This window comes from Kribbella sp. NPDC051952 (assembly GCF_040680855.1).
Taxonomy (GTDB): domain Bacteria; phylum Actinomycetota; class Actinomycetes; order Propionibacteriales; family Kribbellaceae; genus Kribbella.
This window is the reverse complement of record NZ_JBFAXQ010000004.1, coordinates 20,317-45,347: the sequence shown is the minus strand read 5'-3', so window position 1 is coordinate 45,347 and position 25,031 is coordinate 20,317. Positions and strand designations below refer to the sequence as shown.

The window sequence follows — 25,031 nt, the reverse complement described above, 5'->3', positions numbered from 1 at the left end:
AGGTTACTTAGCAATATGGCTAAGGAAACGGTGATCTGCACTTATCGCGTGCTCGCCGCGGCGGAGGCCGAGTTCCGGGAGTTGCTCGGCGAGCACTGGTCGACGTTGCGCGGGCTCGGGTTCGTCACGGACGAGCGGTCGACCGTGTTGCGGGATGTGGAGGAGCCGACGTACGTCGAGATCTTCACCTGGGTGGACGGCGGGTTCGGGCGGGCGCACGAGCATCCCGACGTACTGACGCTGTGGGAGCGGATGGATCCGCTGCTGGAGGAGCGGGACGGGCGGCCGAAGTGGGAGTTCCCGCATTACCTGCCTCAGGAGTTGTGACCGCTCGCGGCGGGCGGGAGCTGGACGAGCTCGACCGGGTCTTCAGCGCGCTCGCGCATCACTCGCGCCGGACCATCCTGCTGGTCCTGCATCTGCGCGGCGGCGAGATGACCTCGGGTGAGATCGCCGGCCGGTTCGATCACTCCTGGCCGACGATCACCCGGCATCTGCGTATTCTCGAGCAGGCCGGGCTGGTGCATGTCACCCAGCGTGGGCGCGAGCATGTGTACCGCCTGGACCGCGGGCCGCTGTCGGACGTCGGCGTCGACTGGCTGCGCCGATTCAACGACTGACAGGTCAGGATTTTTGCCCGATTTCGGGCAGATCCTTTGTCTTGGCCCTGGAAACACTGCACAGTGAACGGGTGATCAGTGAGGCGGCGGTGGGGCCGGTGGACGAGCTGGCCGAGCAGGTCAGCCGGACGACCGGACTGTCCGGGGACGATGCTCGGCGCGTGGTCGCCGACGTACTGGCCTATTTCACCGAGACGACCGAAGAGTACGTCCGGCGCCGGCACCGGGAGTTGCAGACCTACGGTGCCCGCAACGACGAGATCTTCGCCCGGCTCGGCACCGAGCTCCGGCACTGGCCGGTCCGCTCACCCGAACTCTCCGCCCGGCAGCTGCGACGGATCGTCTACGGCTGACCGGGTCTGTTGAACGACAACCTCCGAAAGGCATGAACACATGTGCGGAATCGTCGGGTACGTCGGCACCAAGCCGGCCGCGCCCATCCTGGTGGACGGACTGGCCCGCTTGGAGTACCGCGGCTACGACTCGGCGGGTGTCGCCGTGCTGGGGTCCAGCGAGCTGAAGGTGCACAAGGACGCCGGCCGCGTCCGTGAGCTGGAGGCGTCGCTGCCCAAGCGGTTCGGCGGCAAGCTCGGCATCGGGCACACCCGCTGGGCCACCCACGGCGGTCCGAGCAAGGACAACGCGCACCCGCACGCCAGCGGCAACGAGCGGATCGCGGTCGTCCACAACGGCATCTTCGACAACGCCGCGGCGATCCGGGCCCAGCTCGAGGACGCCGGCGTCAAGCTGCGCTCGGAGACCGACACCGAGGTGCTCGCGCACCTGATCGAGCAGGCCGAGGGCGACACGCTCGAGGAGAAGGTGATGGCCGCCCTGCGCCGGATCGAGGGCACCTACGGCATCGCCGTGGTCGACCTGGACTTCCCGGACCGGATCGTGGTCGCCCGCAACGGCAGCCCGCTGATCCTCGGCATCGGCGACGGCGAGATGCACATCGCCTCCGACGCGGCCGCGCTGATCCGCTACACCCGCCAGGTCGTGTACTTGGACGACGGCGAGCTCGCCACCGTCCGCGCCGACGGCTACCGCACCTTCACCCAGGACGCCGCCCCCACCACCAAGACCGCGAAGACGGTCGAGTGGGAGGCCGACGAGTACGAGCGCGGCCTGCACGAACACTTCATGATGAAGGAGATCCACGAGCAGCCGGACGCAGTCGGCCGGGTCATCCGCGGCCGTCTGGACGAGCGTTTCCACACCGTCCACCTGGGTGGCCTGAACATGGACGCCCGCGAGGCCCGCGAGATCAAGCGGGTCAAGATCCTCGGCTGCGGTTCGGCCTACTACGCCGGCCAGATGGGCGCCCAGTTCATCGAAGAGGTTGCCCGGATCCCCGCCGACGCCGAGCCGGCCTCGGAGTTCCGCTACCGCAACCCCGTGGTCGAGCGGGACACGCTGTACGTCGCCGTCAGCCAGTCGGGCGAGACGCTGGACACCCTGGTCGCCGTCCAGGAGCTGAAGCGCAAGGGCGGCCGCGTGATCGGCCTGGTGAACGCGGTCGGTTCGAGCATCGCCCGTGAGGTCGACGGCGGTGTGTACCTGCACGCCGGCCCGGAGGTCTCGGTGGCCTCGACCAAGGCGCTGACCAACATGGCGGTCGGGTTCGCGATGCTCGGCATCCACCTGGGCCGGATCCGCGACGTCTCCCCCGCCGACGGCCGCCGGCTGATCGAGGGCCTGAAGAAGCTCCCCGAGCACATCCAGGCGATCGTCGCCCAGGAGGAGGAGCTGGCCAAGATCGCCGGCCGGCTGGCCCAGCACGAGAGCCTGTTCTTCGTCGGCCGGACCCGCGGCTACCCCGTCGCCCGTGAGGGTGCGCAGAAGCTGAAGGAGATCTCGTACCGGCACGCCGAGGCGTACCAGACCTCCGAGCTGAAGCACGGCCCGCTCGCGCTGATCTCGCCGGACGTCCCGAGTGTCGCGATCGTGCCGCAGGACGAGCTGCTCGACCGCAACATCGGCGCGCTGCACGAGATCGCCGCCCGGTCCGGCCCGCTGTACGTCGTCACCCACCCGGGCGTCGAGGTACCGGACGGCGTCGCCGCGAAGATCGTCGTACCGAAGAACGAGCCGGAGCTGGACCCGATCCTGCTGACGATCCCGCTGCAGATCCTCGCGTACTACGCGGCCGTTGCCCTCGGCCACGACGTCGACAAGCCCCGCAACCTGGCCAAGTCCGTCACTGTCGAGTGAGCCCCGGCGCCTTCGCGGCGCCTTGGTAGGAGCCGTAGTAGTCCGCATCCATAGTGGTCGGGAGGTCCGTCCGGGCGCCGGCGGTGGCGACACCGTCGAGCGCCTGGCGGGCCGCGGCGGCGGCCGCGCGGGCCTTGTCCGTACCCAGGTCCTGCAGCGGGTGCAGGTCGAACTTCTCGACCAGACGCTCGCAGACCTGAACCCCGCGGACCGAGTTGCCGGTCGGGTCCAGCCGCGGTGAGAACACGACGACCGCGAGCCGCTTGTCCGGAATGACCATCATCACGTTGCCCGAGACGCCGCTCTTGGTCGGCAGTCCGACCTTGCCGGAGAACTTGCCGGAATCGTCGTACATCCCGCTGTGCTCCATCACCTTGAGCACCCGGCGGCAGTTCTCCGGCGAGAACAACCGCTCACCCGAGTACGGCGTGACTCCGCCGCTGGCGAGCGTCGCGCCGGCAGCCGCGAGCCGCCGCGCGTCGACCTCCAGCGAGCAGACCTTGAAATAGAAGTCGGTCGCCCGGATCGGGCCGGCTATCCCTTGCGAGGACTTGTACAGGTTGCCGGCGTTGGCCATCGCGCTGGCCAGCGAACGGTTGCCGTGGCCGGTGTCTTGCTCGGCCAGGAACGTCGGCTCGTCGACCGGCACCTTGGCGCCGGCCATCTGGCCCCAGGTGTACTGAAGCTTCGCGAGCCGTTCGGAGTCGCCCATCTCGGCGTCGACCAGGGCCAGCGTCCCGATCGCGCCGGCGTTGATCATCGGGTTGTGCGGCTTGACGCTCGCGTCCAGGGAGCGCAGCCGATCGTTGAACGTACCGCCGCTCTGTTCCTGGCCGACCCACTGGTGCACGAAGTCGGCGCCGTGCTCCTCGAGCGCCATCGCGTAGCTGAACGGCTTCGACGTCGACTGAACGCTGAACTCGGTCCCGGCGTCGCCGATCTGGAACACCTGGCCGTCCGCCGTACAGATCGCGATCCCGAACCGCTCCGGGTCGGCCTTCGCCAGGGTCGGGATGTAGTCCGCGACCGCGCCGGACCGCTCGTCCAGCAGGTCGGCGTAGATCTCCTCGATCCCCGCGGTGAAGTCGGCGAACTCGGCGGTCGGCATCGCCAGGTCGTCGGTCAGCGCCTTCCGGATCACCGGCTCGCGGACGAGGTACTGGAACTGCTCGCGGTCGAGCCACTCCGGCTGGCCGCGGTCGAACGGCGCGATCCGCGCGTCGGCTCCGGCACCGACGTTCTTCATCACCCAGGTCAGTGCGTGGTCGATGCGCGGATCGTCGGCGCGCAGCCCCGATCGCTCGAGCTCGGCCAGAAGCTTCCACTTCCAGACCACGTTCGTCCGATCGGTGTCGAACGAGCGGAACACACTCTCCACGTCGAATTCGGCCATGTGACGAGCCTGTATGGCTCGTGTTTCCCCGGCTGTCTTCTGGTGTTACAGCGACGTCAAACGATCGATGTTGTAGGACAAGTTTGCTACTTGTACGATCAGTCGATGGATCGCATCCGCCACGTGAAGCTGTCGTCCGTCATCCTTCCGCTGGATCAGCCGATCAGCGATGCGAAGGTGCTGACCGGGCGGCAGCGGCCGATGACCGAGATCGTGTTCCTGTTCGCGGAGATCGCGACGACGGACGATCAGCGCGGGATCGGGTTCAGCTACTCGAAGCGGGCGGGTGGGCCGGCGCAGTACGCACATGCCAAGGAGGTCGCGGCCGGGCTGGTCGGCGAGGATCCGTCGGACATCGGGAAGGTCTACGACAAGCTGTTGTGGGCGGGCGCCTCGGTCGGGCGGTCCGGGGTCGCGACGCAGGCGATCGCGGCGATCGACATCGCGCTGTGGGATCTGAAGGCGAAGCGGGCGTCGTTGCCGCTGGCAAAGTTGCTCGGGTCGTATCGCGACTCGGTTCGGGCGTACAACACCTCCGGCGGGTTCCTGCACGCACCGATCGAGGAGGTGAAGGAGCGCGCGTCGAAGTCGCTGGCGGACGGGATCGGCGGGATCAAGATCAAGGTCGGCCAGCCGGATACCCGGGTCGACCTCGAACGGGTCCGCGCAGTCCGTGAGCACCTCGGTGACGGAGTACCGCTGATGGTGGATGCGAACCAGCAGTGGGACCGGCCGACCGCGCTGCGGTTCGGACGGGTGCTGGAGCAGTTCGACCTGGTGTGGATCGAGGAGCCGCTCGATGCGTACGACGCTGAGGGACACGCGGAGCTGGCTGCGGCCCTGGATACGCCGATCGCGACCGGCGAGATGCTGTCGAGCGTCGGCGAACACGTCCGGCTGATCGAGGCCCGTGCCGCGGACATCATCCAACCCGACGCACCGCGGATCGGCGGGATCACGCCCTTCTTGCGGCTCGCCACCTTGGCCGATCACGCCGGCCTGCAACTCGCTCCGCATTTCGCGATGGAGATCCACCTGCACCTCGCGGCGGCCTACCCGCGCGAGCCGTGGGTCGAGCACTTCGAGTGGCTGAATCCCTTGTTCAACGAGCGTTTGGAGACAGTGGACGGCCGGATGCTGGTGCCCGACCGCCCGGGTCTCGGCTTCACCACGTCCGACCAGTGCGCCGCCTGGACGGTCGACTCGTGCGAGTTCGGTACGCCGTGAGTGGGCGAGGGCTGGCGTACGACCTGGTCGAGGAGCTGAAGCGGCGGATCCTCAGTGGGGAGGTCGCGCCCGGGGACAAACTGCCGGCCGAGAACAGTCTGGTCGAGGAGTTCGGGGTCAGCCGGACGGTGGTGCGCGAGGCCGTTTCCCGGTTGCAGGCGGCGGGGCTGGTGGAGACGTTCCAGGGCCGGGGATCGTTCGTACTGGAGATTCCGGACCGGGCGTCGGGACTGCGTGCGGTGCGGTCGCATCACGACGTACTGGAGTTGATGGACTTCCGGATCGGCGTGGAGAGTGAGGCGGCCGCGCTGGCGGCGGGGCGGCGGTCGGCGCATCAGTTGAAGGGGATCGAGCGGGCACTGGACGAGTTCCGCCGGGTCGGGGACGATCCGGGGCGGTCGGTGGAGGCTGACTTCTCGTTCCACCTCAAGGTGGCGGTTGCCTCGGGCAACCGGTTCTACCGCGAGCTGATCGAGTCGTTCGGGCCGATGATGATCATGCTGCCCCGGACCCGGCTGAACGCGGCGTACGAGGTCTCCGACGCTGCCCACCTCACCCGGGTGGTCCATGAGCACGAGAACATCTACGCCGCTATCGAGCGGTCCGATCCTGAGGCGTCCCGGGCCGCGGCGCGGGTGCACTTGACGAACACTCGCGCCCGGCTGCGGGCTTGATACTCATCCACGGCTCGCGAGGGCTGGAGTGATACCTTTCGGGCATCATGTTCTCGCTCGACCAGCTGAGCGCCTTCGTCGCCGTTGCCGAGGAACTGCACTTCGGCCGCGCGGCCGACCGGCTGAACATGACCCAGCCGCCGTTGAGCCGGCAGGTGCAGAAGCTGGAACGTACGGTCGGCGTCCGGCTGCTCGAGCGGGACAACCGGCGGGTGGCACTCACCGAGGCCGGGAAGGCGTTCCTGACCGAGGCTCGTCGGGTGCTGGCGCTGGTCGAGACCGCGGGTGATCTGGCGCGCCGGGTCGATCAGGGCGCGGCGGGGACGCTGCGGCTCGGGTTCACCGCCACGTCGGCGATCCGGACGCTCGGCCCGTTGCTGCGACGGATCTCCGAGGAACTGCCGGGCGTCGACGTGATCCTGCACGAGCGGGTCACGCCTGCCCAACTCGACGGGCTGCTCCGGGGCGAGCTCGATCTTGCCCTCGGCCGGCCGCCGTTCGACTCCCGGCTGTTCGACTCGCGGGTCGTTTTCCGGGAGCCGTTGTGTGCCGTTGTCCCGAGCAACCATCGGCTCGCGGCGGTCGATCGGCCGTTGACTCCGGCCGACTTCGCGGACGAGCCGGTGATCAGCTACTCCCCGACGCAGGCGCGGTACTTCCACGAGCTCACCGTGCGGTTCCTCGCCGATGCCCATCCGCGCATCGAGCAGCGGGTCCAGCAGATCCTCACCGTCGTCCTGCTGGTCGCGGCCGGTCGCGGGGTCGCGCTCGTACCGTCCTCGGCCCGCAGTCTCGGCGTCGAGGGCGTCGCGTACCGCGAGGTCGGCGTACCGGGCGAGCCGGTCGAACTGCACGCGATCTGGAACCGTGACGCCACCAGCCCGGTCCTGCAGCGCGTGCTCGCGATGCTCCCAGAGCATCACCAGATCCAAAAATGATCTTGGACAGGTATCGGCGGGCCTTCCTAGGCTGGCTGACGTGACCCACTACTCCCCCGGCGAACTGGCCGCCCAGCTCAAGACCGGACTGCTGTCGTTCCCGGTCACGCACTTCAACCCGGACCTGAGCTTCCACGAGGCCGGCTACCGCGAGCACCTGTCCTGGCTGAGTCAGTACGACGTGGCCGGCCTGTTCGCCGCGGGCGGGACCGGTGAGGGGTTCAGCCTGACGCCCGCCGAGGTCGACACCGTCGTGCGTACGGCGGTGTCCGAGATCGGCGGCCGGGTGCCGGTGATCGCGCCCGCCACCGGCGGCACCGCGCTCGCAGTCTCGCAGGCCCAGGCCGCGGAGGCCGCTGGTGCGGACGGGGTCCTGCTGATGCCGCCGTACCTGACCGAAGCGGGTCAGGGTGGGTTGATCGAGCACGTGTCGGCGGTCTGCCGGTCCACGAGTCTTGGAGTCACGGTCTACAGCCGCGCGAACGCGATCCTGACCGATGTCAGCATCGCCACGCTCGCCGACCGCAACGCGAACCTGGTCTGTCTGAAGGACGGCGTCGGCAACATCGAGATGATGACGCGGACGTACGCGCGGGTCGGCGACCGGCTCACGTACATCGGCGGGCTGCCGACGGCCGAGACGTTCGCACTGCCGCTGCTACAGCTCGGCGTGAACACGTACTCGTCGGCGATCTTCAACTTCGTCCCCGAGTTCGCGCTCGGCTTCTACGCCGACGTACTCGCGCAGAACCGCTCGGCGGTTTACCAGAAACTGAACGACTTCGTCCTGCCCTATCTGGATATCCGCGACCGGCAGAAGGGGTACGCCGTCTCGATCGTCAAGGCCGGCGTGACGGCGATCGGTCGCTCGGCGGGTCCGGTCCGGCCGCCGCTGCAGGATCTGACGTCCGACGAACTGGCGGCGCTGACAGAGCTGATCGGGACGGTCAAGTGACGCCGACCATCACGTCCGTCGAGATCGTGCCCGTCGCCGGGTACGACAGCATGCTGCTGAATCTGAGTGGCGCGCACGGGCCGTTCTTCACCCGCAACGTCGTGATCGTGACCGACAGCTCGGGCAACACCGGGCTCGGCGAGGTCCCAGGTGGCGAGAAGATCGCGTCCACCATCCGCGAGGCTGCGGAACTGCTCATGCACAAAGAGATCGCCTTCCATCGCGGGCTCCTGCGCGCTGTTGCTGAGGCCTTCGCGAACCGGGACTCCGGTGGCCGTGGGCTGCAGACTTTCGATCTGCGCACCACCGTGCATGCGGTGACCGGGCTTGAGTCGGCGTTGCTCGATCTGCTGGGTCAGCATCTCGGCGTACCAGTGGCTGAGCTGCTGGGCGATGGTCAGCAACGATCGACCGTCCCCGTCCTCGGTTACCTCTTCTACGTCGGCGATGTGGCGCGAACGGATCTGCCTTATCTGACCGACGATGGCGACGATCGCTGGTCGAAGCTGCGGCGGCAGCCCGTGATGACGGCGGACGCGGTGGTGGCGTCGGCCGAGGCGGCGCAGGAGCGGTACGGGTTCGCGGACTTCAAGCTGAAGGGCGGCGTCTTCGAGGCGTCCGTGGAGATCGACGCCGTACGAGCGTTGTCGGCGCGATTCCCGTCCGCCCGGATCACGGTCGATCCGAACGGCGCCTGGTCGGTGCGCGAGGCAATCGCGGTGTGCTCCGGGCTGGACGACGTACTCGCGTATGTCGAGGACCCCTGTGGTGCCGAGCCTGGGTTCTCCGGGCGGGAGACGATGGCGGAGTTCAAACGGGCGACCGGGCTGCGGACGGCGACCAACATGATCGCGACCGACTGGCGTGAACTCGCGCATGCGATCCGGATGGACGCGGTGGACATCCCGCTGGCGGATCCGCACTTCTGGACGATGGCGGGATCGGTGCGGGTCGCGCAGTTGTGCAACGACTTCGGGCTGACCTGGGGTTCGCATTCGAACAACCATTTCGACATCTCGCTGGCGATGTTCACGCAGGTCGGTGCGGCCGCGCCGGGTGAGATCACGGCGCTCGACACACATTGGATCTGGCAGGACGGCCAGGCCCTGACCAAGGACCCACTGCAGATCGTGGGCGGCGAGATCGCCGTACCGACGCGTCCTGGGTTGGGGGTCGAACTCGATCGCGACGCATTGGCGGCCGCGCACGAGTTGTATCTGCGGCAGGGGCTCGGCGGGCGGGATGATGCGGTCGCGATGCAGTACCTGATCGAGGGGTGGACGTTCGATCCGAAGCGGCCCTGTCTGGTGCGGTGACGTTCACCTGGCGTTGTCCGGGATAGGTTTCGATCGGGTGTTGTCGTCTCGATCGAGGAGCCTGAAATGCGTTGGCAGAAGCCGCTCGCCGCTGCAGTTGTCCTGACCGCCCTCACCGGCACGCTGACCGCGTCGGCGATGCCATCACATGGTGGCGGGGGTGCCTGCTCGAAGGATGCGACGTTCCTCGGCTTCAGTGACGCGCTGGACAAGACGACCTTCGACGGACAGCCGGTGGCCGGGCTGTCGGCTCTGAATGTCACCGGCCGGCACAGTGCGGTGGCGTTGGTGGACAACGTGGCGACCACGCCGGCGCGGGTGTTCAACCTGCGGATCAACAGCAAGCCGACGTCGGCCGGCGTCGACGGGATGACGATCCTGCGGCGCCCGGACGGGACGCCGTACAACGGTGCCGACTTCGACGGCGAGGGACTGGTCGTCGAGCGCGGTGGCCGGACCATCCTCGCGACGTCCGAGCGGGAGCCGTCGATCCGTCGCTTCCGGCTGTCGGACGGCAAGGAGATCGCGTCGCTGCCGGTGCCGTCGCGGTTCCAGGTCGCGCCGGCCGGTGAGGCGACCAGCAACGCGACCTTCGAGTCGCTCGCGGTGAGCGGTGACGGGCTGTCGCTGTTCGCCGGGATGGAGGGTCCGCTGGCGTCCGACGGTACGGACGCCGACGGCCGGACCCGGAACCGCATCATCCGGTACCTCGGTCTGCCGGGGCACGGCTACCGGCCGGTGGCGCAGTACGCGTACAAGCCGGACCCGGGGCTCGCGCTGGTTGAGCTCGCGTGGGTCAGCCCAACCGAACTGGTGTCGATGGAGCGCACGTTCACGCCGGGTGTCGGGAACACGATCCGAATCTTCACCGTCTCGCTGCGACGCGCGGCCGATGTGACAGGGCGGGCTTCGCTCGCGAACGCCCCGGCCGGGGTGTTCCTGCAGAAGAAGCAGCTGTTCGACCTGGTGAACTGCCCGCCGTCGGGTGCGGTCGCCAAGCAGCCGCAGCCGAACCCGCTGCTGGACAACGTCGAAGGGCTCGCGCTCGGCGGGTATCTGCCGGGTGGACGGCGGCAGCTGTACCTGATGTCGGACGACAACAACGGCGCGACCCAGATCACCCGGCTCTACTCGCTGGCCGTCGATCTGCACTGATGCCAGTGGCGCAATGGCGGTAGGCAGGCAACAATCTGTGAATGCGCGTGATCGTGGTGGGTGCCGGCGTGATCGGGCTGAGCTGTGCGGTCCGGCTCGCCGAGGGCGGGTACGAGGTGGCGGTGTTCGCTCGCGATCTGCCGCTGGAGACGACGTCTTCGGTGGCGGCCGCGGTCTGGTACCCGTACCTGTCGGCGCCTGAGGACCGGGTGGCCGCTTGGTCCAGGTCGACGTACGAAGAGTTCGCGAAGCTGGCGGAGCTCGAGCCGTCGGTGCGGATGCGGCACGGGCGCGAGTTCCTGGTGGAGCGTACGCCGGATCCGCGATGGGCCGACGTACTCCCCGATCTGGCCCGGGTGCCGTCGCCGCCGGCCGGGTTCGTGGACGGGTGGTCGTTCACGGCGCCGGTGATCGAGATGCCGGTGTATCTGCCGGCGCTGGTGAAGCGGCTGGAGCAGGCCGGCGGGACGTTGACGCGGTCGGCGCTGTCCGCGCTACCGACGAGCGCGGACCTGGTGGTGAACTGCTCGGGTCTCGGTGCTCGGCTGACGGCCGGCGATCCGACCGTGACGCCGGTTCGCGGGCAGGTGATGACGGTGGAGCAGTGCGGGCTGACCGAGTGGCTGATCGCGGACCGGTCGCCGGAGGAGCTCACCTATGTGGTCCCGCGCGATAACGACGTCGTTGTCGGCGGAACGAGCCAGCCGGGTGACTGGACGATGGCGGTTGATCCGGAGACCAGCGAGCAGATCCTGGCGCGCGCCGCCGAGCTCGTGCCCCAACTCCGCAAGGCGAAGATCATCCGGCAACGTGTCGGCCTCCGCCCGGCTCGGCCCACGATCCGCTGCGAACTCGTCCGCACCCGGACCGGCGAGCCGGTTATCCACTGCTACGGCCACGGCGGCTCCGGCGTGACACTGTCCTGGGGCTGCGCCGACGAGGTCTTCGAACTCGCGGGCCAATCACTTTCCTGACCCGCGTGCTACACGCCTAGGACCTGGCAGAGGAGGTCCAGGGAGCCTGGGTAGGCGTGGTCGGGTGGGGTGCCGTAGCCGACGATTACTGCTTGCCGGGTGGCTGGGGTGGGGTTGAAGTGGTAGTTGGAGAGGGTAGTGAGGCCGAGGCCTTGGCGGGCGGCTCGGGTGACGATGTCTTCGGCGTCGCCGGGTACGTCGAGGAGGACGTGCAGGCCGGCGGAGATGCCGGCGACCTTGACGTCGGGGGCGCGGACGGCGAGGAGTTCGACCAGGCGGTCGCGGCGCCGGCGGTAGTGCAGGCGGGAGCGGCGGACATGCCGGTCATAGTGGCCGGAGGCAATGAACTCCGCGAGGGTGAGCTGGTCGAGCGTCGCGGTCTGGAAGTCCGCGGTCCGCTTGGCCGCGATCGTCGGCTCGATCAGCCGCTGCGGCAACACCATCCAGGCCAGCCGGAGACCCGGCGCGAGGCTCTTGCTCGCGGTCCCCGTGTACACGATCCGCTCCGGATCCAGCGCCTGCAGCGCGCCGACCGCCTGCCGGTCGTACCGGAACTCACCGTCGTAGTCGTCCTCGATCAGCACCGCCCCGGTCTCCCGAGCCCATTCGACTGCCGCCGTACGACGGTCTGGCGCCAGCGGCACGCCCGTGGGCATCTGGTGCGCCGGGGTGAGCAGCACCCCCTCCCCGGTCAGCTGCGCGGCCTGCGCGCCCAACTCGTCAACGGGTACGGCGGCAACCTCAAGACCACGCGCCCGGATCACGTCCCGGTGCAGCGAATACCCGAACTCCTCGACGGCCATCGTCGTACCACCCAGCGCCTTGACCACCTCGCTGAGCAGGCTCACCGCCTGCACATACCCGGAGCAGATCAGGATCCGCTCCGGGTCCGCCCGCACCCCACGGGCCCGGGCGAGATAGTCGGCGAGCGTACGGCGTAACTCGATCCGACCCCGTGGATCGCCCAGCCCGAACGCCTCGTTCGGCGCCGCGGTCAGCGCCTTCCGCGCCGCGGCCAGCCACTCACTCCGCGGGAACGTCGCCACATCCGGGGCGCCTGGCGTCAGGTCGTACCGGAAGTTCCTTGCCTCCGGCAAGGGCGCGACCACGGTCGGCGGGGTGTTCGCCCGGCTCGCGACGACGGTCCCGGATCCCTGACGCGCCGTCAGCCACCCTTCGGCGACGAGCTGCCCGTACGCGTCCGCGACCGTGTTCCGGGCGATCCCGAGATCCTTCGCCAACGACCGCGACGACGGCAACCGGGTCCCCGCCGGCAGCCGCCCGGTCCGAATCGACTCGTGCAACGCCTGCACCAAGTCGTTCCGCCCCCGCGCCGCGGCGAGGTCCAGATGCAGGTCCGCCCCTGAATCCTCCATGAAACGGGACCCTACAACGCGCTCCGTCAGCCGCGATCCGGCTTCGGCAGCAGTGTGCTGACGACGGCCAACGCCAGACCGAGGGCGGCTGCCACCACGAAGACGAGGTCGTACCCGGCCGCGAGCGCCTCCGCCGAGGAGCGGGTCCCGATCCTGCCGCCGGCAACGGTCGTCAGTGCGGCGAGCCCCACGGAGCCACCCACCTGACTGGCCGTGGTCGACAAACCGCCGATGATGCCCGCGTCGCCCTCGGGGACGTCCGAGGTCACGGTGGCCATCAGCGTAGGGAAGGTCAGTCCGATTCCGGCTGCGATCAGCAAGGTCGGCCCGAGCACGCTGGTGACGTAGCCGCTGCCGGCGGCAGCCTGGGAGAGCCAGCCGAAGCCGGCGACGAATCCGCCGCAGCCCACGACCATCAGCGGGCGGACGCCAGTGCGCGACAACAACGCTGCCGCGATTCGCGCGACCACTACGAACATCACCGCCGCGGGTGTCTGGCCGAGGCCAGCCCGCAGCGCGCTGTAGTTGAGCACGTTCTGCAGGAACAGCGAGGTGAAGTACCACATCGCGATGGCGATCCCACCGAAGAGCAGCAGCATGGCCGTGCCGACGGCAACCCGGCGGATCCCGAACAGCCGCAACGGCATCATCGGCTCGGTGGCGAAGCGCGCCTCCACCACAACGAAGGCCAGGAGCAGGAGGAGCCCCACCACGACCGGTCCGGCGACCGGCAGCTTGGTCCAGCCGTGGTCGGCGCTGCGCATGACTCCATAGATGACCGCGCCCAGCCCCGCCGTCGCGGTGACCGCTCCGGTGAGGTCGAGCGACGCCCGCCGGCCAGGTCGCGGGCGAGCCAGTGACAGCAACGCCAGTACGACCAAACCCGCACCGATCGGCACGTTGAGGAGGAAGACCCAGCGCCAGGACAGGCCGGTGGTGAGGGCACCTCCCACGACCGCTCCGGCCATCCCACCCAGGCCGCCGGAGGCGGACCAGGCACCGAAGGCCCTGGCCCGTTCGCGCGACTGGACGAAGCTCGTGTTGATCACAGCAAGGGTCGCGGGGGCCAGCATGGCGGCGCCCACGCCTTGGGCGACCCGGGCCGCGACCAGGACCGCCGGCTCGGTCGCGAGGCCGGCGACCAGACTCGCGACCGAGAACACGAACAGCCCGGAGACCAGCATCCGGCGGTGACCGAAGAGGTCGGCCGCGCGACCACCCAGCAACATCAGGCCGGCGAAGGTGAGCAGGTAGCCGTTCACCACCCAGGCGAGGCTGGTGGCGCTGAATCCGAGTTCTCGCTGGATCGACGGCAGCGCGACATTCACGATCGACGCGTCCAGGATCACCATGAACTGGCTGACACACACCAGCGCGAGGATCATCCGGGTCGCCGGCTTGGTGGCTACGACGGGGTGCATGGACATGACCTTTCTCAGTACGGGCGTTGGTCAGTGGAGCGTCGGGTAGTCGGTGTAGCCGCGGTGGTCGCCGCCGAAGAACGTCGTCGGGTCGGGCGCGTTGTACGGGCCGCCCGCGGCCAGACGCGCGGGCAGATCGGGGTTGGCCAGGAACAGCGCTCCGAACGCGATCAGGTCCGCCGTACCGTCTTCGACCAGTGCCAGCGCGGCCGGGCCGGTGGACTCCGGCTCGGTGTGGGGATTGAGGATGAACGTCCCCGGCCACTCCTTGCGGAGCCGATGTGTCAGGTCGCGGTCCGGCCCCTCCATCAGGTGCAGGTAGCTGAGCCCGAGCGGAGCCAGTCGGGCGAGCAGCGCGAGATAGGTCTCCTGGGGATCGTCCTCGACGACGCTGTTGACCGCCTTGCCGGGCGAGATCCGGAGCCCGACGTTGCCGGCACCGATCGCATCGGCCACCGCCGTCACCACGTCGACGCCGAACCGGATCCGCGCCTCGGCCGATCCACCCCAGGAGTCGGTACGCCGATTGCTGTTCGGCGCGAGGAACTGGTGGATCAGGTACCCGTTCGCACCGTGCACCTCGACCCCGTCGAACCCGGCGGCGATCGCGTTGCGCGCGGCGGCGGCGAAGTCGTCGACGGTCCGGGCGATCTCGGACTCGGTGAGCTCCCTCGGCGTGACGAAGTCCTTCGGACCGTCATGCGTGAACACCTGTCCGTCGGCCGGCACCGCGGACGGCGCAACTGGATGCAGCCCCGACGGCAACAGGCTCGGGTGGCCGATCCGGCCGGTGTGCAGGAGCTGCGCGTAGATCACGCCACCCGCACGGTGTACGGCGTCGGTCACCGGTCGCCAGGCCGCGACCTGCTCGGCCGAGTGCAGCCCCGGCGTGTCCGGATACCCCTGACCCACGACGGACGGCTGGGTTCCCTCGGTGACGATCAGGCCGGCGCCCGCTCGCTGGGCGTAGTACTCGGCGGTCATCACCGTCGGACTCGCTCCGGAGCCATAGGCCCGGCTGCGAGTCATCGGCGACATCACGATGCGGTTGGCGAGGCGCTTCGCACCCAGCGGGTACGAGTCGAATGCGGTTGGCATGGTCGGAATCCCGTCCTCGATGAGCCTGCCGCTTGGTGCGGCAGGCGATTACCTGTTCGAACAGGTAATCATCATGACGGATTCCAGGTATGACTATGATGTGGATCACAATCGGCTTACAGGTCAGGGATTTTGCTCACTGCGGCTGCTGGAACAGAGCATGCTAGGGTGCGACTGTTCGGACAGCTATTCTCTCGACAAGAAGGACGATGACTCCCTCCGAGAAGGCGGCCTCGATGCCGCCCGAGCCACTCACGAACGCGATCGTCCGGGTCGCCCGCCTGCACCGGATGATCGCGGCGCAACTGCTGCGGCCGCTCGGCCTGCATCTCGGCCAGGAGTTGGTGATGATGCAACTGTGGGACCGGGGGCCGCAGAGCCAGACCGAGCTGGTCCGCGTGCTCGACTCCGACTCCGCGACGATGACCCGTACCGTCCGCCGGCTGGAGAGTGGCGGGTTCGTGCGGATCCGGCCCAGCGCGACCGACAAGCGCGCCACGGTCGTCGAGGCCACGCCCGCCAGTCAGTCCGTCCGTCGCGAGGTCGAACGCATCTGGGCCCTCCTCGAGGAGAGCGCCACCGGTGACCTCACCGCAGCTCAGCAGACCGACGCGCTCGAGGTCCTCCGCCGTATCGAGGACAACCTGAGCAGCGCAACCATCCCGCCGGCAGCCGGCTCCGGCGGATGACCTTCGCTACCAGGTGTGGGCGACGTCGATGACCACTTGGCTGGTCGAGTGGCGGCCGGTGCGGGTGAAGACCCGGAACGGAAGGTGGGCGCGGAGGCCGAGGCCGAAGGTGGTCTGTCCCTCGGAACCGCCCGCGGCTGCGACCTGGCGGAAGGTCAGGTAGCGGCGCACGGTTGCCAGCTCACCACGGTTCGCCGGGCGGTACCTGCTCCGGCCGGCGTCGTCGTACGACGGAACCGACAAGACGATCTCGAGCTTGGCGCCGCCGCGTAACGGCACGAGCTCGCCGTTTCCCGCCGTACTGACGTTCCGCACGTAGTGGACGAGGTACCAGGACGGTACGCCGTCGACCTCGAACATGATCCGGTCGAAGCTGGCGTGCCGACCGGTCCGGACGTTCGTCAGCACCCCCGGCCCGGCGTACTCGCTTGCCTCAGGCAAGGAACTCCATTCGGCCCGGCTGGTGGTGGTGACGGTCGTCTTCATCGAAATGCCCCCTCAGACACCTGCTAGATGCAGTCGCGGGGCCAGAAGTTCGGTCACGGGCCCGGCGATCTTCCGGTGAAGGCGCTTTCCGGTCTGGACAGGCGTACTGTGAAGGCAGCTCCGGAATCGACGACATGCCACGTGAGGTGCCGACCGCACCGGCCCTCCCGTTAGGGAACGACCATGTCCGCACCGAACAGCACGCCCGAAACCCCTGCCCCGGTCACGCCGACGTCCGACCCGCAGCCGCCAGTGGCGTCGTCGCCTGTCGACGAGCTCATGAAGCCGCTCACCAAGCGAGCACCGCGGACACCGATGAGCACGCTGCGCAAGCTCTTCGGGCGCGGCAAGAGCTGACACCCGCAAGACGCTGACAGGGCCGGATTGGCCCTTGGATCTCGGCCGGAAGTGGACCACGGTTCTGGGCCGGTCGAGTTCTAGCGTGAGGGTATGAGCACACCGACGAAGCGGCGGGTCAAGCTCGCCACTCTGGCACCTGACTTCTACAAGGCGATGATCGACCTGGATCGGGTCTCCGACGACGGGCTGGACCCGAAGTTGGCGCACCTGATCCGGATCCGCGCCTCCCAGATCAACGGCTGCGCGTACTGCACCGATATGCACTCCCTCGACCTGCGGCAGTACGGCGACGACCAGCAGCAGCGCATCACCCTGCTGCCGGTCTGGCGCGAGGCGCGGAACTTCTACACCGAGCAGGAGCAGGCCGCGCTCGAGCTGACCGAGTCGATCACGCTGATCAGCGTCGACCACGTACCGGACGACGTGTACGAGATCGCCGCGAACGCCTTCGACGAGAAGGACCTAGCCCGGCTGATCGCCCTGATCATCACGATCAACATGTGGACCCGGGTCGGCGTCACCGGCCGGATGGAGCCCGGCCACTACAAGCCGAGCTGAACCCATGACCTCAACTGCTGAGAGCTTCCGGGCCCTCCACCACGGCGGCACTCCCCTGGTCCTCCCGAACGCCTGGGACCCGGTGAGCGCCCGCATCATCGCCGAAGCCGGCTCCCCCGCTGTTGCTACCAGCAGCGGGGCAGTCGCCCGTGTCCTCGGGTACGACGACGGACAACTGACACCGGTCGCGGAGATGTTCGCCGCGGTCGAGCGGATCGCGCGGGCGGTCGACGTACCGGTCACCGCGGACATGGAGGCCGGGTACGGCCTGCCGGCTAAGGAGTTCGTCGACCGCCTCCTCGAGACCGGCGCGGTCGGCTGCAACCTGGAAGACTCCGTCGGCAGCCAACTCACCGACCCGGCGCAACAGGCCGATTACCTGGCCGAGGTCAGGGCCGCGGCCGGAGCCGACCTGGTGATCAACGCCCGCGTCGACGTGTTCCTGTACGGCGGTACGCCGGCGGACGCGATCAGCCGAGGGCGCGCATACCGCCGGGCGGGTGCGGACTGCGTCTACCCGATCCTCGCGCCGACCGAGCAACTGGCCGAGGTGGTGGAAGGCGTCGGCGGACCGATCAACGCCCACGCGGCGCCGGGCGGCCCGACCGTCGCCGACCTGGTCGGAGTGGGAGCCACCCGGATCTCGTACGGCACCAGCCTGCACAAGTACGTGATGGACCACCTGGCCGAGCTGCTCCCTCAGCTCAACGCGTAGACGAGCGCCCAGTCCTGGTCGTTGGCGAGCGGATCGGCCACGTGGGCCGGCTGCCCGTTCACACAGCTGGGGTAGACGAACGCACAGGTCGCCGAGCCATCCTTTGCGAAACTCACCAGATTCGAGCGAAGGATGGCCTCGGCGGCCGTGTCCAGCCAGGCGGCTTGGTCCGCATCCACGAGTTCGCGCGGCCAAGCGGCGTACACGACTGCACTCAGGACCGACCAGTAGTGCGGGAAGACGTCGCCCCACAGCCTCAGCTTGCCGAACCAATACCCGTCCCAGTGCCGGATCGGCACGTGCCGCAGGCGTACGTCGGGTTGGTCGGCGGCGAACGCGGTCAGCCAGGGCAGCCGGCGGGTCAGCTCGGCGCCGTCGATCTCGTCCGGCGCTGCTCGATAGGCCGCCACGAGGAGTTCGAGCAGGGGCGCGACCATCGACTGCTCGTAGTTGACCTCGTGCGGCGGCAGCTCATCGCCGTACGCGATGAAGGTCTTGGCGTGCCGGATGAGGTGGTCGCGGAGGCCGAGTTCGCTGAGGAGCGGGCCGAGATCGAAGGCGAGGAAGTGGTCTCCCCCGAGTTCGTAGTACCGGTCGAGGATGCGGGTCGCGCCGGCGCGGTCGCCCTGGCCGAGCAGGAAGCGCGCGAACCACGGGAAGTTGTAGAGCCGGACGTGGCCCTGGTGGATGCTGTCGTCCTGGATCGTGCCGTCCGCGTCGAGGAGATGGTCGCGGACGAACTGCTCGTACCCGGCGAGGGCCTCGTCCAGCTCGGCGCGGTCGCCCCAGCCGCGTGCGCGGACCTTCTGGAGGAGGAGCGCCATGCCGATCCGTTCGCGTGCGTCGGACCAGTCTCGCCAGGCGCCCGAGAGGACGGTGAGTCCAGTGTCGGTGTCGTACGGCACGAACGCGTACTGGCGGCTGTCCGCGAGCTCCGGTCGCCGCTGATTGTCGAGGATGAACCTGACTCGGCGTTCGGCGATCAGTTGGAGCGGTTCGTGGAACAGTACGGCGATTCGCGCGCTTCGGTTGCCGTTGGTTGCGTCGACGTACTTCAGGCCTGGCTCGTTGCTGGTGAAGGGGCCTGTGTTGAGCTCGATCGTCTCGCCTACCTCGGCGGCCAAGGCCAGGCGGTCCGCGTCGATCACTGGGTCACGGTCAGCGTGGAAGGCGCGGAGGTCGTCGTACCAGGCGAGCTGCCAGGTCCAGCGGTAGGAGGCGCCAGGCTCCAGTGTGATCCTCGGTTGGCCGCCCATCGCGTGCGGGGCGCGGGTGTGGTCGGTGGGATGGAGGTAGATGTGGCCGCGGACGTTGCTGCTGGTGCCTGGTTCGCGGGACTCGATCGAGTACGCCCAGAGCTCGCCCTCCTTCAACTGCAGCCCGAGACCCGGGCCGCTGCCGTCCATCGGGACCGCCCAGACCCAGGCGTCGGCGCCACCCGTCCAGACGTGCGCGTGGACGGCGCCGGTCAGGCTCTCGCGGCTCGAGGTGTAGACGTCGCGGTACGGCGTACTGATCGCCAGGGACCCGATGTCGACGGGGTCCGAAGCGGTGTTGCGGAGCTCGTACGTCTCGGTCCACTGGTCGCCGAACCGGCGGCCGACGCGTAGCTCCAGGTCGCCGAACTGGTACAGCAGGTCGATCCCGGTGCTTCGCCAGCGGGTCATCGCCGGCGCGTCGAAGCGGTGGGAGCCGCGGTCGGTGATGACGAAACCCTTGCCCCAGGCGTGCAGACTGTCGTGCACCGGGCCGTCGGTATCCAGCAGCACCCGCCGGCCGTCCGGGTGGACGACCTGTTCGACCGCGCCGTCGTCACCGACCTGGACCGTGCCTGCACCGGCTCGAAAAATCTCCACGATTCCTCAACCTATCGATGTCGAGGAACGTGTAGCGGCTTCGTCCCCCTGATGAGAACACCTCCACAGAATGTCACTGAAGGGAATCATCATGACGAAGGAACAGATCGCGGAGATCCTCGCCAAGCCGTACGCCCAGGCCCTGCTCAACGGCTCCGAGCCGGCCCGGTTCGCGTACGACGGCCTCGACGGCGACCCCCGCGTCATCCCGATCGGCTTCTGGCTCGAGGGCGAACAGGTCGTGATGGCCACGGTGCCCAAGGCCGCCAAGGTCGCGGCGCTGCGGAAGAACCCCAAGGTCGCCATCACGATCGACACCGGCGCCTTCCCGCCCAAGGTCCTGCTACTGCGCGGGGCCGCCGAGGTCGAGGTCGTACCGGGCGTCCCGGAGGGCTACCTGGAGGCCGGTCACAAGGTGACGACCGACGAGCAGTACCCGGACTGGGCAGCCGGCGTGAAGGCCCTGTACGACGAGATGGCCGTCATCAGGATCACCCTCACCTGGGCCAAGCTCCTCGACTTCGAAACCACCATCCCGAAGGCCGTCGAAGACCTGATCAAGGAGAAGTCGGCCTGACCGCTGTCCTACTCGCTGACGCCTCGGCTGAGGAAGACGGCGGCGATGAAGGTACGGAAGAGTTGCAGCGGGTCTTCGTTGCGGATGGCAACAACCTTCTCGTCCTGGCGTTCGACGCCTCGGAGGGCGCAGGAGAGGTCTGCGAAGGCGCGGTTGTGGAAGCGGACGGTCAGCTCGGCAGGCAGCGTGATCGAGGGACGTTGGAAGTCTGTCAGCCGGGCGACCGCGCGTTGTGCGCCCTGGCGGATCAGCTTGCGGGCCGTCTCGGGGTGGACGGACAGCGCGGCGTTGTGCGAGACCGATTCCTTGACGACGACCGACTCGATATCGGGGCAGAACGGCTGGGCCTCGTCGATCGTGACCCGATCACCCGAGATGAGTACGACGGGAACCCCATAGGCCAGCGCCACCAGTGCGTTCACCCCGGCCTCGCCCGCGATCGCGCCGTTGAGCCGTACCTCGGCGATGGCGCGCGGGTTGTACGTGTGGTGAAGCACCGACCCGGTCGAGCCCGCCGAACCGTGGTACGAGATGAAGAAGGCCGCGTCGTACGAGTCGTCGAGGCCTTCCATCATGTACATCGGCTTGTGCCGGCCGGACAGGTAGCTCGCCCGGCCGTGGAGCTCGTCGGGGCGGAGGTTCTGCATCGTCGAGTGCGAGTCGTTGACCAGGAACTCGGTAGCACCCGCGGCGACCGCACCGTCGATCGCCGCGTTGACCTCGGCCTGCAGCTGCCCGCGGTAGTACTCGTACTCTTGGGCCGGTCCGCGGACCTGGCCCCAGTCGACGACTCCCGCCGTACCCTCCATGTCAGTGGACAAGAACACCTTCACGGCTGACTCCTCGGGTCGCGGCGGGGGTCGTCTGTCGGTGGGTCAGGACCACCACTTGTTGGCGAGGGCCTCAGCGGTTTGGTTGGTGGTGTCGAGCGCGTCCAGGGCAGCAACTGCCTCGGCGTCGAGCTCGAAGTCGAAGACGGCGAAGTTCTCCACGATGCGCTCGCGGTGGACCGACTTCGGGATGACCGACAGACCCTTCTGGATCGCCCAGCGGATCAGGACCTGCGCGGGGGTGTGGTCGGTGGCGGACGCGATCCGGGCGACGACGGGGTCGTCGAGGTGGCGGCCGGTTCCGAGCGGGCTGTACGCCTGGGCGACGATGCCGGCCGCCTCGCACGCCTCGACCAGCCCGGCGCGGTACTCGAACGGGCTGAACTGGATCTGGTTGACGGCCGGCTGGATCTGGCTGATCTTCGACAGCTCCTGGATCTCCGCGGCGCTGAAGTTCGAGATGCCGATGCCCTTGGTCAGGCCGGCCTCGACGGCGGCCTCCATGCCGGGCCACGCCCACGTCGGCCCACTCTGTGGCCAGTGGATCAGGTAGAGGTCGAGGTAGTCGGTGCCGAGCCGCTCCAGGCTCTTCTCCGCCTCGGCCCGCGGGTCCTCGTTGCCCGGGTAGAACTTCGTGGTGAGGAAGATTTCCTCCCGCGGTACGCCGCTGTTGCGAATCGCCCGCCCGACACTGGCCTCGTTCTGGTACGCCTGAGCCGTGTCGATCAGCCGGTACCCGAGCTCGAGCGCCCACTCCACCGACTGCTCGGTCTCCGGCCCGTCCGCCGCCTGCCAGACCCCCAGCCCGAACACCGGAATCGCCGTACCGTTCGAAAGCTCACGAGTCGCCTGAGAATTGTTAGCCGTCATACACACCTTCTACCACGCCACCCTGACAGTCCCCAGCCTCCTGTCTCACCAGATCGAGGTGAGGGGGTGGAGGGTTGTGGTCACGTGGACAGGGGTGGTGGAGGTGAGGGTTATTCCTTGGCTGGTGGGGAGGTAGCAGCGGGAGATGGAGACTTCGCCGTCGTTGGCGAAGAGTTCCAGGGAAGTGCGGTCGATGAGGAGCTGGATCCGGCGTAGTGGGCCGGAGAGGGTTTGGGGGGACGACGCTGAGGTGACCGTGTTGCTGGTGAGGTGGATGGGGGCGCCGGAGATCGTCAGCGTAAGGGTGGCGACGGGTGGGATCTGCGCTTCAAGGTGAAGGTCGGCCTCGAGTGGGGCGGTGGTGAGGAGCTTGGCGTCGCCTGGCTTGACCACGCCGGACCAGTGCTTGGTGCCGGAGTGCAGTTTCGTCAGCTCGCGTACCGGAGTACGGAAGAGGTGGGGGCGTCCGCCGACCGTGCGCAGGGTGAGTTCACAGGGGAAGGTGACCTGCTGGTTGAACGGCATGTCCGGATAGACGCCGTCGCGCATCCACGCGGCCTGGATGCGGCGGCCGTCGCCGGTCTCGGTGTTGTTCCAGGTCTGGGTAGCGTAGAAGTTCAGGCCGGCGTCGGAGAGGATCTGCTCGGACTCCTCGGTGAAGCGCGTCCCGTCGAAGTCGCCGATCGAGTACTTGCCGTCGCCTCGGACCAGCACCCACTTGCTCGCGCCGCCGTCCAGCGGGAGTTCGAAGAAGTCGGGGCATTCGAAGCTGTTCGGTACGACGTTGCCCGTGTCGGTCCAGTGCAGCAGGTCGGTCGAGGTGAGCAGGTGGTACTGCTGATCGCCGTACAGCATCATCACCCAGTGGTTGCCGGGGTGATAGCGGAACACCTTCGGGTCGCGTTCAGGCATCGTCATGATCGGGTTGCCGGCGTAGTGCTGCCAGGTGCGACCCCTGTCCAGGCTGAACGAGAGGCACTGGCTCCGGTTGTCGTTGCGCGACCAGAACGCGACCATCGGCGGCTTGGCCGGGTCGGGCGACAGTCCGGACGTGTTGCCGTAGTCGATCACCACCGACCCGGACTGCACCCCGGTGTCCAGCGATTCCTCGAAGAACGCGGGTGCCAGTTCGGTCCAATGCACCAGATCGTTGCTCACGGCATGGATCCAGCACTTGTTCCAGCGCTGCGCGAAGAGGTGATACTCGCCTTCGTAGTACACCAGTCCGTTGAGGTCGTTGAGCCAGCCTTCCTGGCGCATCCCCGGATTCAGACGGTCCATCACGAACTGCCGCGCCGTGAAGTGCTGCCGCGGCCGCCACTTCTCGCCGTACAAAGGCTCAGTGGCAACAGGCCGTACGTCGGGATGGTCCGTCTGCACCACATAATCGACGACGACGTGACCCCAGTCGCCCGTGGCCTGATCCACCACCTGCAACCGGGCCTTCTGGCCGGCGAACTCCTTCACGTCCCAACTGCCTGGTCTGAGCGTGTCGCTGTTCTGCCCCGTCGCGCTGCGCACCACTTCCCCACCGACCAGCAGGTTCAAGCAACAAACGAACTCGTAGTCCCCGCCACCGATGCCGTAGGCAATGAAATCCCGGTCGACCTTGAACTCCGGCGAGGTAATCACCCCAACCGGCCCGTCACCCTTGCGCTCACTACTCGCCACCGCGTCCCCACGAAACCCCCGGACATCCATCCGGGCCAGCTCCGCAGCACCCCGCACCGGTCCGGCGCCGAACGCGGCGCCCTCAACCGTCCACCCGCCCCAGTCCCCCGCCTCGAAATCAGCCACTACCAGGTCATCCCGCCTACCCACGACCGACTCCACAACGCCTCCAGCCTCAGCGACCCCGGACCCACCAAACCCTATCGAGGCCCCCACCCCAACGCCCGTCCCGAGAAACACTCGTCGCCTCATCCCCACTCCTCACGTCGGTGGTCGCCAGTCACCGCAGATCCTTTCCAGCAGCCCCACCGCCAACAACCCTTTGCGCAACTGCTTGCCCTGCCCACCTACCGACCGGGGATCATGACAAACGGCCGAGATGATCGTGACAAACGTCGGAGGTGCGGCGGGATCGAAAGGCTAGATTTCTGGTGTGTCCACTCGTACCGCAGCTCGTTCCCCGCTCGCCGCACTCACTTTCGGCCCGCCGCGGCCGTTGCTGACTGCTGCCGTTTTCCTGGTGACGCTGGCTTGTGGGGTCGCGCAACTGGTGCACCGGCCGCTCTATGACTACGTCGTACGGGACGCCGCCCGCATCGACCACGGCCAGTGGTACCGGCTGATCACGGGCATGTTCTTCCAGGACGGCTGGGCGTCCGGGCTCGTGTCGAATCTGATCTTGCTGGCGGTGTTCGGCGCGATCGCCGAGCGCGTGTTCGGCCGGTGGCGGTGGGCGGTGCTCTACTTCGGCTGCGGCTGGTTCGGCCAGCTCATGAGCTACCTCTGGCTGCACCCGGTCGGAGCCGGCAACTCGATGTGCGTCGCCGGCCTGATCGGCGGCCTCGCCACGCTGATCCTGCTGGCCCCATACCGGTACGCCGTCACGCCGCCACTTCAGCTCCGCATCATGGCCCTGGCCGTCCCGGTCCTAGCCGTAGTCGACACAGCGATCCACGACAACCACGGCCTCCCCTGCCTACTCGGCATGGCCCTCGGGTTCCTGCTCCTGCCGACGCCGAATCCCGACAGCCAGCCGGTCAGTGCCTGAGACGCGACCG

26 protein-coding genes are annotated in these 25,031 nt (G+C 68.2%); 17 read left to right on the top strand and 9 right to left on the bottom strand.

The annotated features are described in order from the left end of the window. The first annotated feature begins 15 nt into the window (after window positions 1-15). The 4 genes from AB0L70_RS09545 (at window position 16) to glmS (ending at window position 2,834) form a co-directional block, all read left to right on the top strand. A complete protein-coding gene (locus AB0L70_RS09545; protein ID WP_363681922.1) occupies window positions 16-327 on the top strand; it encodes a hypothetical protein in 312 nt (103 codons plus the stop codon). Continuing rightward, window positions 324-620, top strand: a complete 297-nt coding sequence (locus tag AB0L70_RS09540; RefSeq protein ID WP_363681920.1) for a metalloregulator ArsR/SmtB family transcription factor — start codon at window positions 324-326, stop codon at window positions 618-620. Before AB0L70_RS09545 ends, AB0L70_RS09540 begins: the two co-directional genes overlap by 4 nt. Before the next feature lie 74 nt (window positions 621-694). Continuing rightward, window positions 695-973 (top strand): hypothetical protein, encoded by a 279-nt coding sequence (locus AB0L70_RS09535; protein ID WP_363682668.1) that lies wholly within the window; start codon window positions 695-697, stop codon window positions 971-973. 40 nt (window positions 974-1,013) lie between these two features. Further along, window positions 1,014-2,834 (top strand): glutamine--fructose-6-phosphate transaminase (isomerizing), encoded by a 1,821-nt coding sequence (gene glmS / locus AB0L70_RS09530; RefSeq protein ID WP_363681918.1) that lies wholly within the window; start codon window positions 1,014-1,016, stop codon window positions 2,832-2,834. On the opposite strand, the gene glsA is transcribed toward glmS, so the two are convergent. Then, window positions 2,821-4,227 (bottom strand): glutaminase A, encoded by a 1,407-nt coding sequence (gene glsA / locus AB0L70_RS09525; RefSeq protein WP_363681916.1) that lies wholly within the window; start codon window positions 4,225-4,227, stop codon window positions 2,821-2,823. The genes glmS and glsA overlap by 14 nt on opposite strands. Window positions 4,228-4,332: 105 nt before the next feature. Between glsA and AB0L70_RS09520 the strand changes: the two genes are divergently transcribed. The 7 genes from AB0L70_RS09520 (at window position 4,333) to AB0L70_RS09490 (ending at window position 11,466) form a co-directional block, all read left to right on the top strand. After that, on the top strand, window positions 4,333-5,454 hold the full coding sequence (locus AB0L70_RS09520; RefSeq protein ID WP_363681914.1) for a mandelate racemase/muconate lactonizing enzyme family protein: 1,122 nt from the start codon (window positions 4,333-4,335) through the stop codon (window positions 5,452-5,454). Then, a complete protein-coding gene (locus AB0L70_RS09515) occupies window positions 5,433-6,128 on the top strand; it encodes a FadR/GntR family transcriptional regulator (RefSeq protein ID WP_363681912.1) in 696 nt (231 codons plus the stop codon). The genes AB0L70_RS09520 and AB0L70_RS09515 overlap by 22 nt, the downstream gene beginning before the upstream one ends. 47 nt (window positions 6,129-6,175) lie before the next feature. Next, window positions 6,176-7,066: a LysR family transcriptional regulator gene (locus tag AB0L70_RS09510; RefSeq protein ID WP_363681910.1), complete on the top strand. Its 891-nt coding sequence runs from the start codon at window positions 6,176-6,178 to the stop codon at window positions 7,064-7,066. A 40-nt stretch (window positions 7,067-7,106) separates the two neighbouring features. Beyond that, on the top strand, window positions 7,107-8,021 hold the full coding sequence (gene kdgD / locus AB0L70_RS09505; RefSeq protein WP_363681908.1) for a 5-dehydro-4-deoxyglucarate dehydratase: 915 nt from the start codon (window positions 7,107-7,109) through the stop codon (window positions 8,019-8,021). Next, the gene (locus AB0L70_RS09500) at window positions 8,018-9,337 is read left to right on the top strand and encodes an enolase C-terminal domain-like protein (protein ID WP_363681906.1); all 1,320 of its coding nucleotides are present in this window, start codon (window positions 8,018-8,020) and stop codon (window positions 9,335-9,337) included. The genes kdgD and AB0L70_RS09500 overlap by 4 nt, the downstream gene beginning before the upstream one ends. A 66-nt stretch (window positions 9,338-9,403) precedes the next feature. Beyond that, complete coding sequence (locus AB0L70_RS09495) at window positions 9,404-10,492, top strand: esterase-like activity of phytase family protein (protein ID WP_363681904.1); 1,089 nt, start codon at window positions 9,404-9,406, stop codon at window positions 10,490-10,492. Window positions 10,493-10,533: 41 nt separating this feature from the next. Then, window positions 10,534-11,466 carry an FAD-dependent oxidoreductase gene (locus tag AB0L70_RS09490; protein WP_363681902.1) on the top strand — a complete coding sequence of 311 codons (933 nt, stop codon included), beginning with the start codon at window positions 10,534-10,536 and terminating at the stop codon, window positions 11,464-11,466. An 8-nt stretch (window positions 11,467-11,474) separates the two neighbouring features. Here the strand turns inward: AB0L70_RS09490 and AB0L70_RS09485 are convergent, their stop codons facing one another. Genes AB0L70_RS09485 through AB0L70_RS09475 form a run of 3 tightly spaced genes read right to left on the bottom strand, consistent with a single transcriptional unit; the run spans window position 11,475 to window position 15,361 of the window. Next, a complete protein-coding gene (locus AB0L70_RS09485) occupies window positions 11,475-12,842 on the bottom strand; it encodes a PLP-dependent aminotransferase family protein (protein WP_363681900.1) in 1,368 nt (455 codons plus the stop codon). Window positions 12,843-12,868: 26 nt separating this feature from the next. Beyond that, window positions 12,869-14,263 (bottom strand): MFS transporter, encoded by a 1,395-nt coding sequence (locus AB0L70_RS09480; RefSeq protein ID WP_363681898.1) that lies wholly within the window; start codon window positions 14,261-14,263, stop codon window positions 12,869-12,871. Between the two features lie 30 nt (window positions 14,264-14,293). After that, window positions 14,294-15,361, bottom strand: a complete 1,068-nt coding sequence (locus AB0L70_RS09475) for an alkene reductase (RefSeq protein WP_363681896.1) — start codon at window positions 15,359-15,361, stop codon at window positions 14,294-14,296. 209 nt (window positions 15,362-15,570) lie between these two features. Here AB0L70_RS09475 and AB0L70_RS09470 point away from each other — a divergent pair, with 209 nt between their 5' ends. After that, window positions 15,571-16,050: a MarR family transcriptional regulator gene (locus AB0L70_RS09470; protein WP_363681894.1), complete on the top strand. Its 480-nt coding sequence runs from the start codon at window positions 15,571-15,573 to the stop codon at window positions 16,048-16,050. A gap of 6 nt (window positions 16,051-16,056) precedes the next feature. Here the strand turns inward: AB0L70_RS09470 and AB0L70_RS09465 are convergent, their stop codons facing one another. Further along, entirely contained in the window at window positions 16,057-16,536 is a 480-nt protein-coding gene (locus tag AB0L70_RS09465; protein ID WP_363681892.1) for a hypothetical protein, read from the bottom strand. A 183-nt stretch (window positions 16,537-16,719) separates the two neighbouring features. On the opposite strand from AB0L70_RS09465, the gene AB0L70_RS09460 reads away from it, so the two are divergent. The 3 genes from AB0L70_RS09460 to AB0L70_RS09450 all read left to right on the top strand — a co-directional run bounded on the left by AB0L70_RS09460 (window position 16,720) and on the right by AB0L70_RS09450 (window position 18,169). Further along, window positions 16,720-16,893, top strand: coding sequence for a hypothetical protein (locus AB0L70_RS09460; RefSeq protein WP_363681890.1), 174 nt, complete (start codon window positions 16,720-16,722; stop codon window positions 16,891-16,893). A gap of 93 nt (window positions 16,894-16,986) precedes the next feature. Further along, window positions 16,987-17,454 (top strand): carboxymuconolactone decarboxylase family protein, encoded by a 468-nt coding sequence (locus tag AB0L70_RS09455; protein WP_363681888.1) that lies wholly within the window; start codon window positions 16,987-16,989, stop codon window positions 17,452-17,454. Window positions 17,455-17,458: 4 nt separating this feature from the next. Further along, window positions 17,459-18,169 carry an isocitrate lyase/phosphoenolpyruvate mutase family protein gene (locus AB0L70_RS09450; RefSeq protein ID WP_363681886.1) on the top strand — a complete coding sequence of 237 codons (711 nt, stop codon included), beginning with the start codon at window positions 17,459-17,461 and terminating at the stop codon, window positions 18,167-18,169. Here the strand turns inward: AB0L70_RS09450 and AB0L70_RS09445 are convergent. Beyond that, entirely contained in the window at window positions 18,154-20,025 is a 1,872-nt protein-coding gene (locus tag AB0L70_RS09445) for a hypothetical protein (protein WP_363681884.1), read from the bottom strand. The genes AB0L70_RS09450 and AB0L70_RS09445 overlap by 16 nt on opposite strands. A 91-nt stretch (window positions 20,026-20,116) precedes the next feature. Between AB0L70_RS09445 and AB0L70_RS09440 the strand changes: the two genes are divergently transcribed. Continuing rightward, a complete protein-coding gene (locus AB0L70_RS09440; RefSeq protein ID WP_363681882.1) occupies window positions 20,117-20,602 on the top strand; it encodes a pyridoxamine 5'-phosphate oxidase family protein in 486 nt (161 codons plus the stop codon). Window positions 20,603-20,610: 8 nt separating this feature from the next. Here AB0L70_RS09440 and AB0L70_RS09435 read toward each other — a convergent pair whose 3' ends face one another. From AB0L70_RS09435 to AB0L70_RS09425, 3 genes are read right to left on the bottom strand one after another with little or no spacing between them, the layout of a single operon-like run. Continuing rightward, window positions 20,611-21,435, bottom strand: a complete 825-nt coding sequence (locus AB0L70_RS09435; protein WP_363681880.1) for a M55 family metallopeptidase — start codon at window positions 21,433-21,435, stop codon at window positions 20,611-20,613. 42 nt (window positions 21,436-21,477) lie between these two features. Beyond that, window positions 21,478-22,302: an aldo/keto reductase gene (locus tag AB0L70_RS09430; RefSeq protein ID WP_363681878.1), complete on the bottom strand. Its 825-nt coding sequence runs from the start codon at window positions 22,300-22,302 to the stop codon at window positions 21,478-21,480. A 45-nt stretch (window positions 22,303-22,347) separates the two neighbouring features. Then, window positions 22,348-24,123: a glycoside hydrolase family 32 protein gene (locus tag AB0L70_RS09425; RefSeq protein WP_363681876.1), complete on the bottom strand. Its 1,776-nt coding sequence runs from the start codon at window positions 24,121-24,123 to the stop codon at window positions 22,348-22,350. Window positions 24,124-24,406: 283 nt separating this feature from the next. On the opposite strand from AB0L70_RS09425, the gene AB0L70_RS09420 reads away from it, so the two are divergent. Then, on the top strand, window positions 24,407-25,021 hold the full coding sequence (locus AB0L70_RS09420; RefSeq protein ID WP_363681874.1) for a rhomboid family intramembrane serine protease: 615 nt from the start codon (window positions 24,407-24,409) through the stop codon (window positions 25,019-25,021). Window positions 25,022-25,031: the final 10 nt, after the last annotated feature.

Excerpts from the sequence above, each read along its gene's own strand:
- AB0L70_RS09545 (WP_363681922.1), top strand. The coding sequence starts at position 16 with ATGGCTAAGGAAACGGTGATCTGCACTTATCGCGTGCTCGCCGCGGCG.
- glmS (WP_363681918.1), top strand. The coding sequence starts at position 1,014 with ATGTGCGGAATCGTCGGGTACGTCGGCACCAAGCCGGCCGCGCCCATC.
- glsA (WP_363681916.1), bottom strand. The coding sequence starts at position 4,227 with ATGGCCGAATTCGACGTGGAGAGTGTGTTCCGCTCGTTCGACACCGAT.
- AB0L70_RS09520 (WP_363681914.1), top strand. The coding sequence starts at position 4,333 with ATGGATCGCATCCGCCACGTGAAGCTGTCGTCCGTCATCCTTCCGCTG.
- AB0L70_RS09510 (WP_363681910.1), top strand. The coding sequence starts at position 6,176 with ATGTTCTCGCTCGACCAGCTGAGCGCCTTCGTCGCCGTTGCCGAGGAA.
- AB0L70_RS09495 (WP_363681904.1), top strand. The coding sequence starts at position 9,404 with ATGCGTTGGCAGAAGCCGCTCGCCGCTGCAGTTGTCCTGACCGCCCTC.
- AB0L70_RS09490 (WP_363681902.1), top strand. The coding sequence starts at position 10,534 with ATGCGCGTGATCGTGGTGGGTGCCGGCGTGATCGGGCTGAGCTGTGCG.
- AB0L70_RS09485 (WP_363681900.1), bottom strand. The coding sequence starts at position 12,842 with ATGGAGGATTCAGGGGCGGACCTGCATCTGGACCTCGCCGCGGCGCGG.
- AB0L70_RS09480 (WP_363681898.1), bottom strand. The coding sequence starts at position 14,263 with ATGCACCCCGTCGTAGCCACCAAGCCGGCGACCCGGATGATCCTCGCG.
- AB0L70_RS09475 (WP_363681896.1), bottom strand. The coding sequence starts at position 15,361 with ATGCCAACCGCATTCGACTCGTACCCGCTGGGTGCGAAGCGCCTCGCC.
- AB0L70_RS09470 (WP_363681894.1), top strand. The coding sequence starts at position 15,571 with ATGACTCCCTCCGAGAAGGCGGCCTCGATGCCGCCCGAGCCACTCACG.
- AB0L70_RS09465 (WP_363681892.1), bottom strand. The coding sequence starts at position 16,536 with ATGAAGACGACCGTCACCACCACCAGCCGGGCCGAATGGAGTTCCTTG.
- AB0L70_RS09460 (WP_363681890.1), top strand. The coding sequence starts at position 16,720 with ATGTCCGCACCGAACAGCACGCCCGAAACCCCTGCCCCGGTCACGCCG.
- AB0L70_RS09455 (WP_363681888.1), top strand. The coding sequence starts at position 16,987 with ATGAGCACACCGACGAAGCGGCGGGTCAAGCTCGCCACTCTGGCACCT.
- AB0L70_RS09450 (WP_363681886.1), top strand. The coding sequence starts at position 17,459 with ATGACCTCAACTGCTGAGAGCTTCCGGGCCCTCCACCACGGCGGCACT.
- AB0L70_RS09440 (WP_363681882.1), top strand. The coding sequence starts at position 20,117 with ATGACGAAGGAACAGATCGCGGAGATCCTCGCCAAGCCGTACGCCCAG.
- AB0L70_RS09430 (WP_363681878.1), bottom strand. The coding sequence starts at position 22,302 with ATGACGGCTAACAATTCTCAGGCGACTCGTGAGCTTTCGAACGGTACG.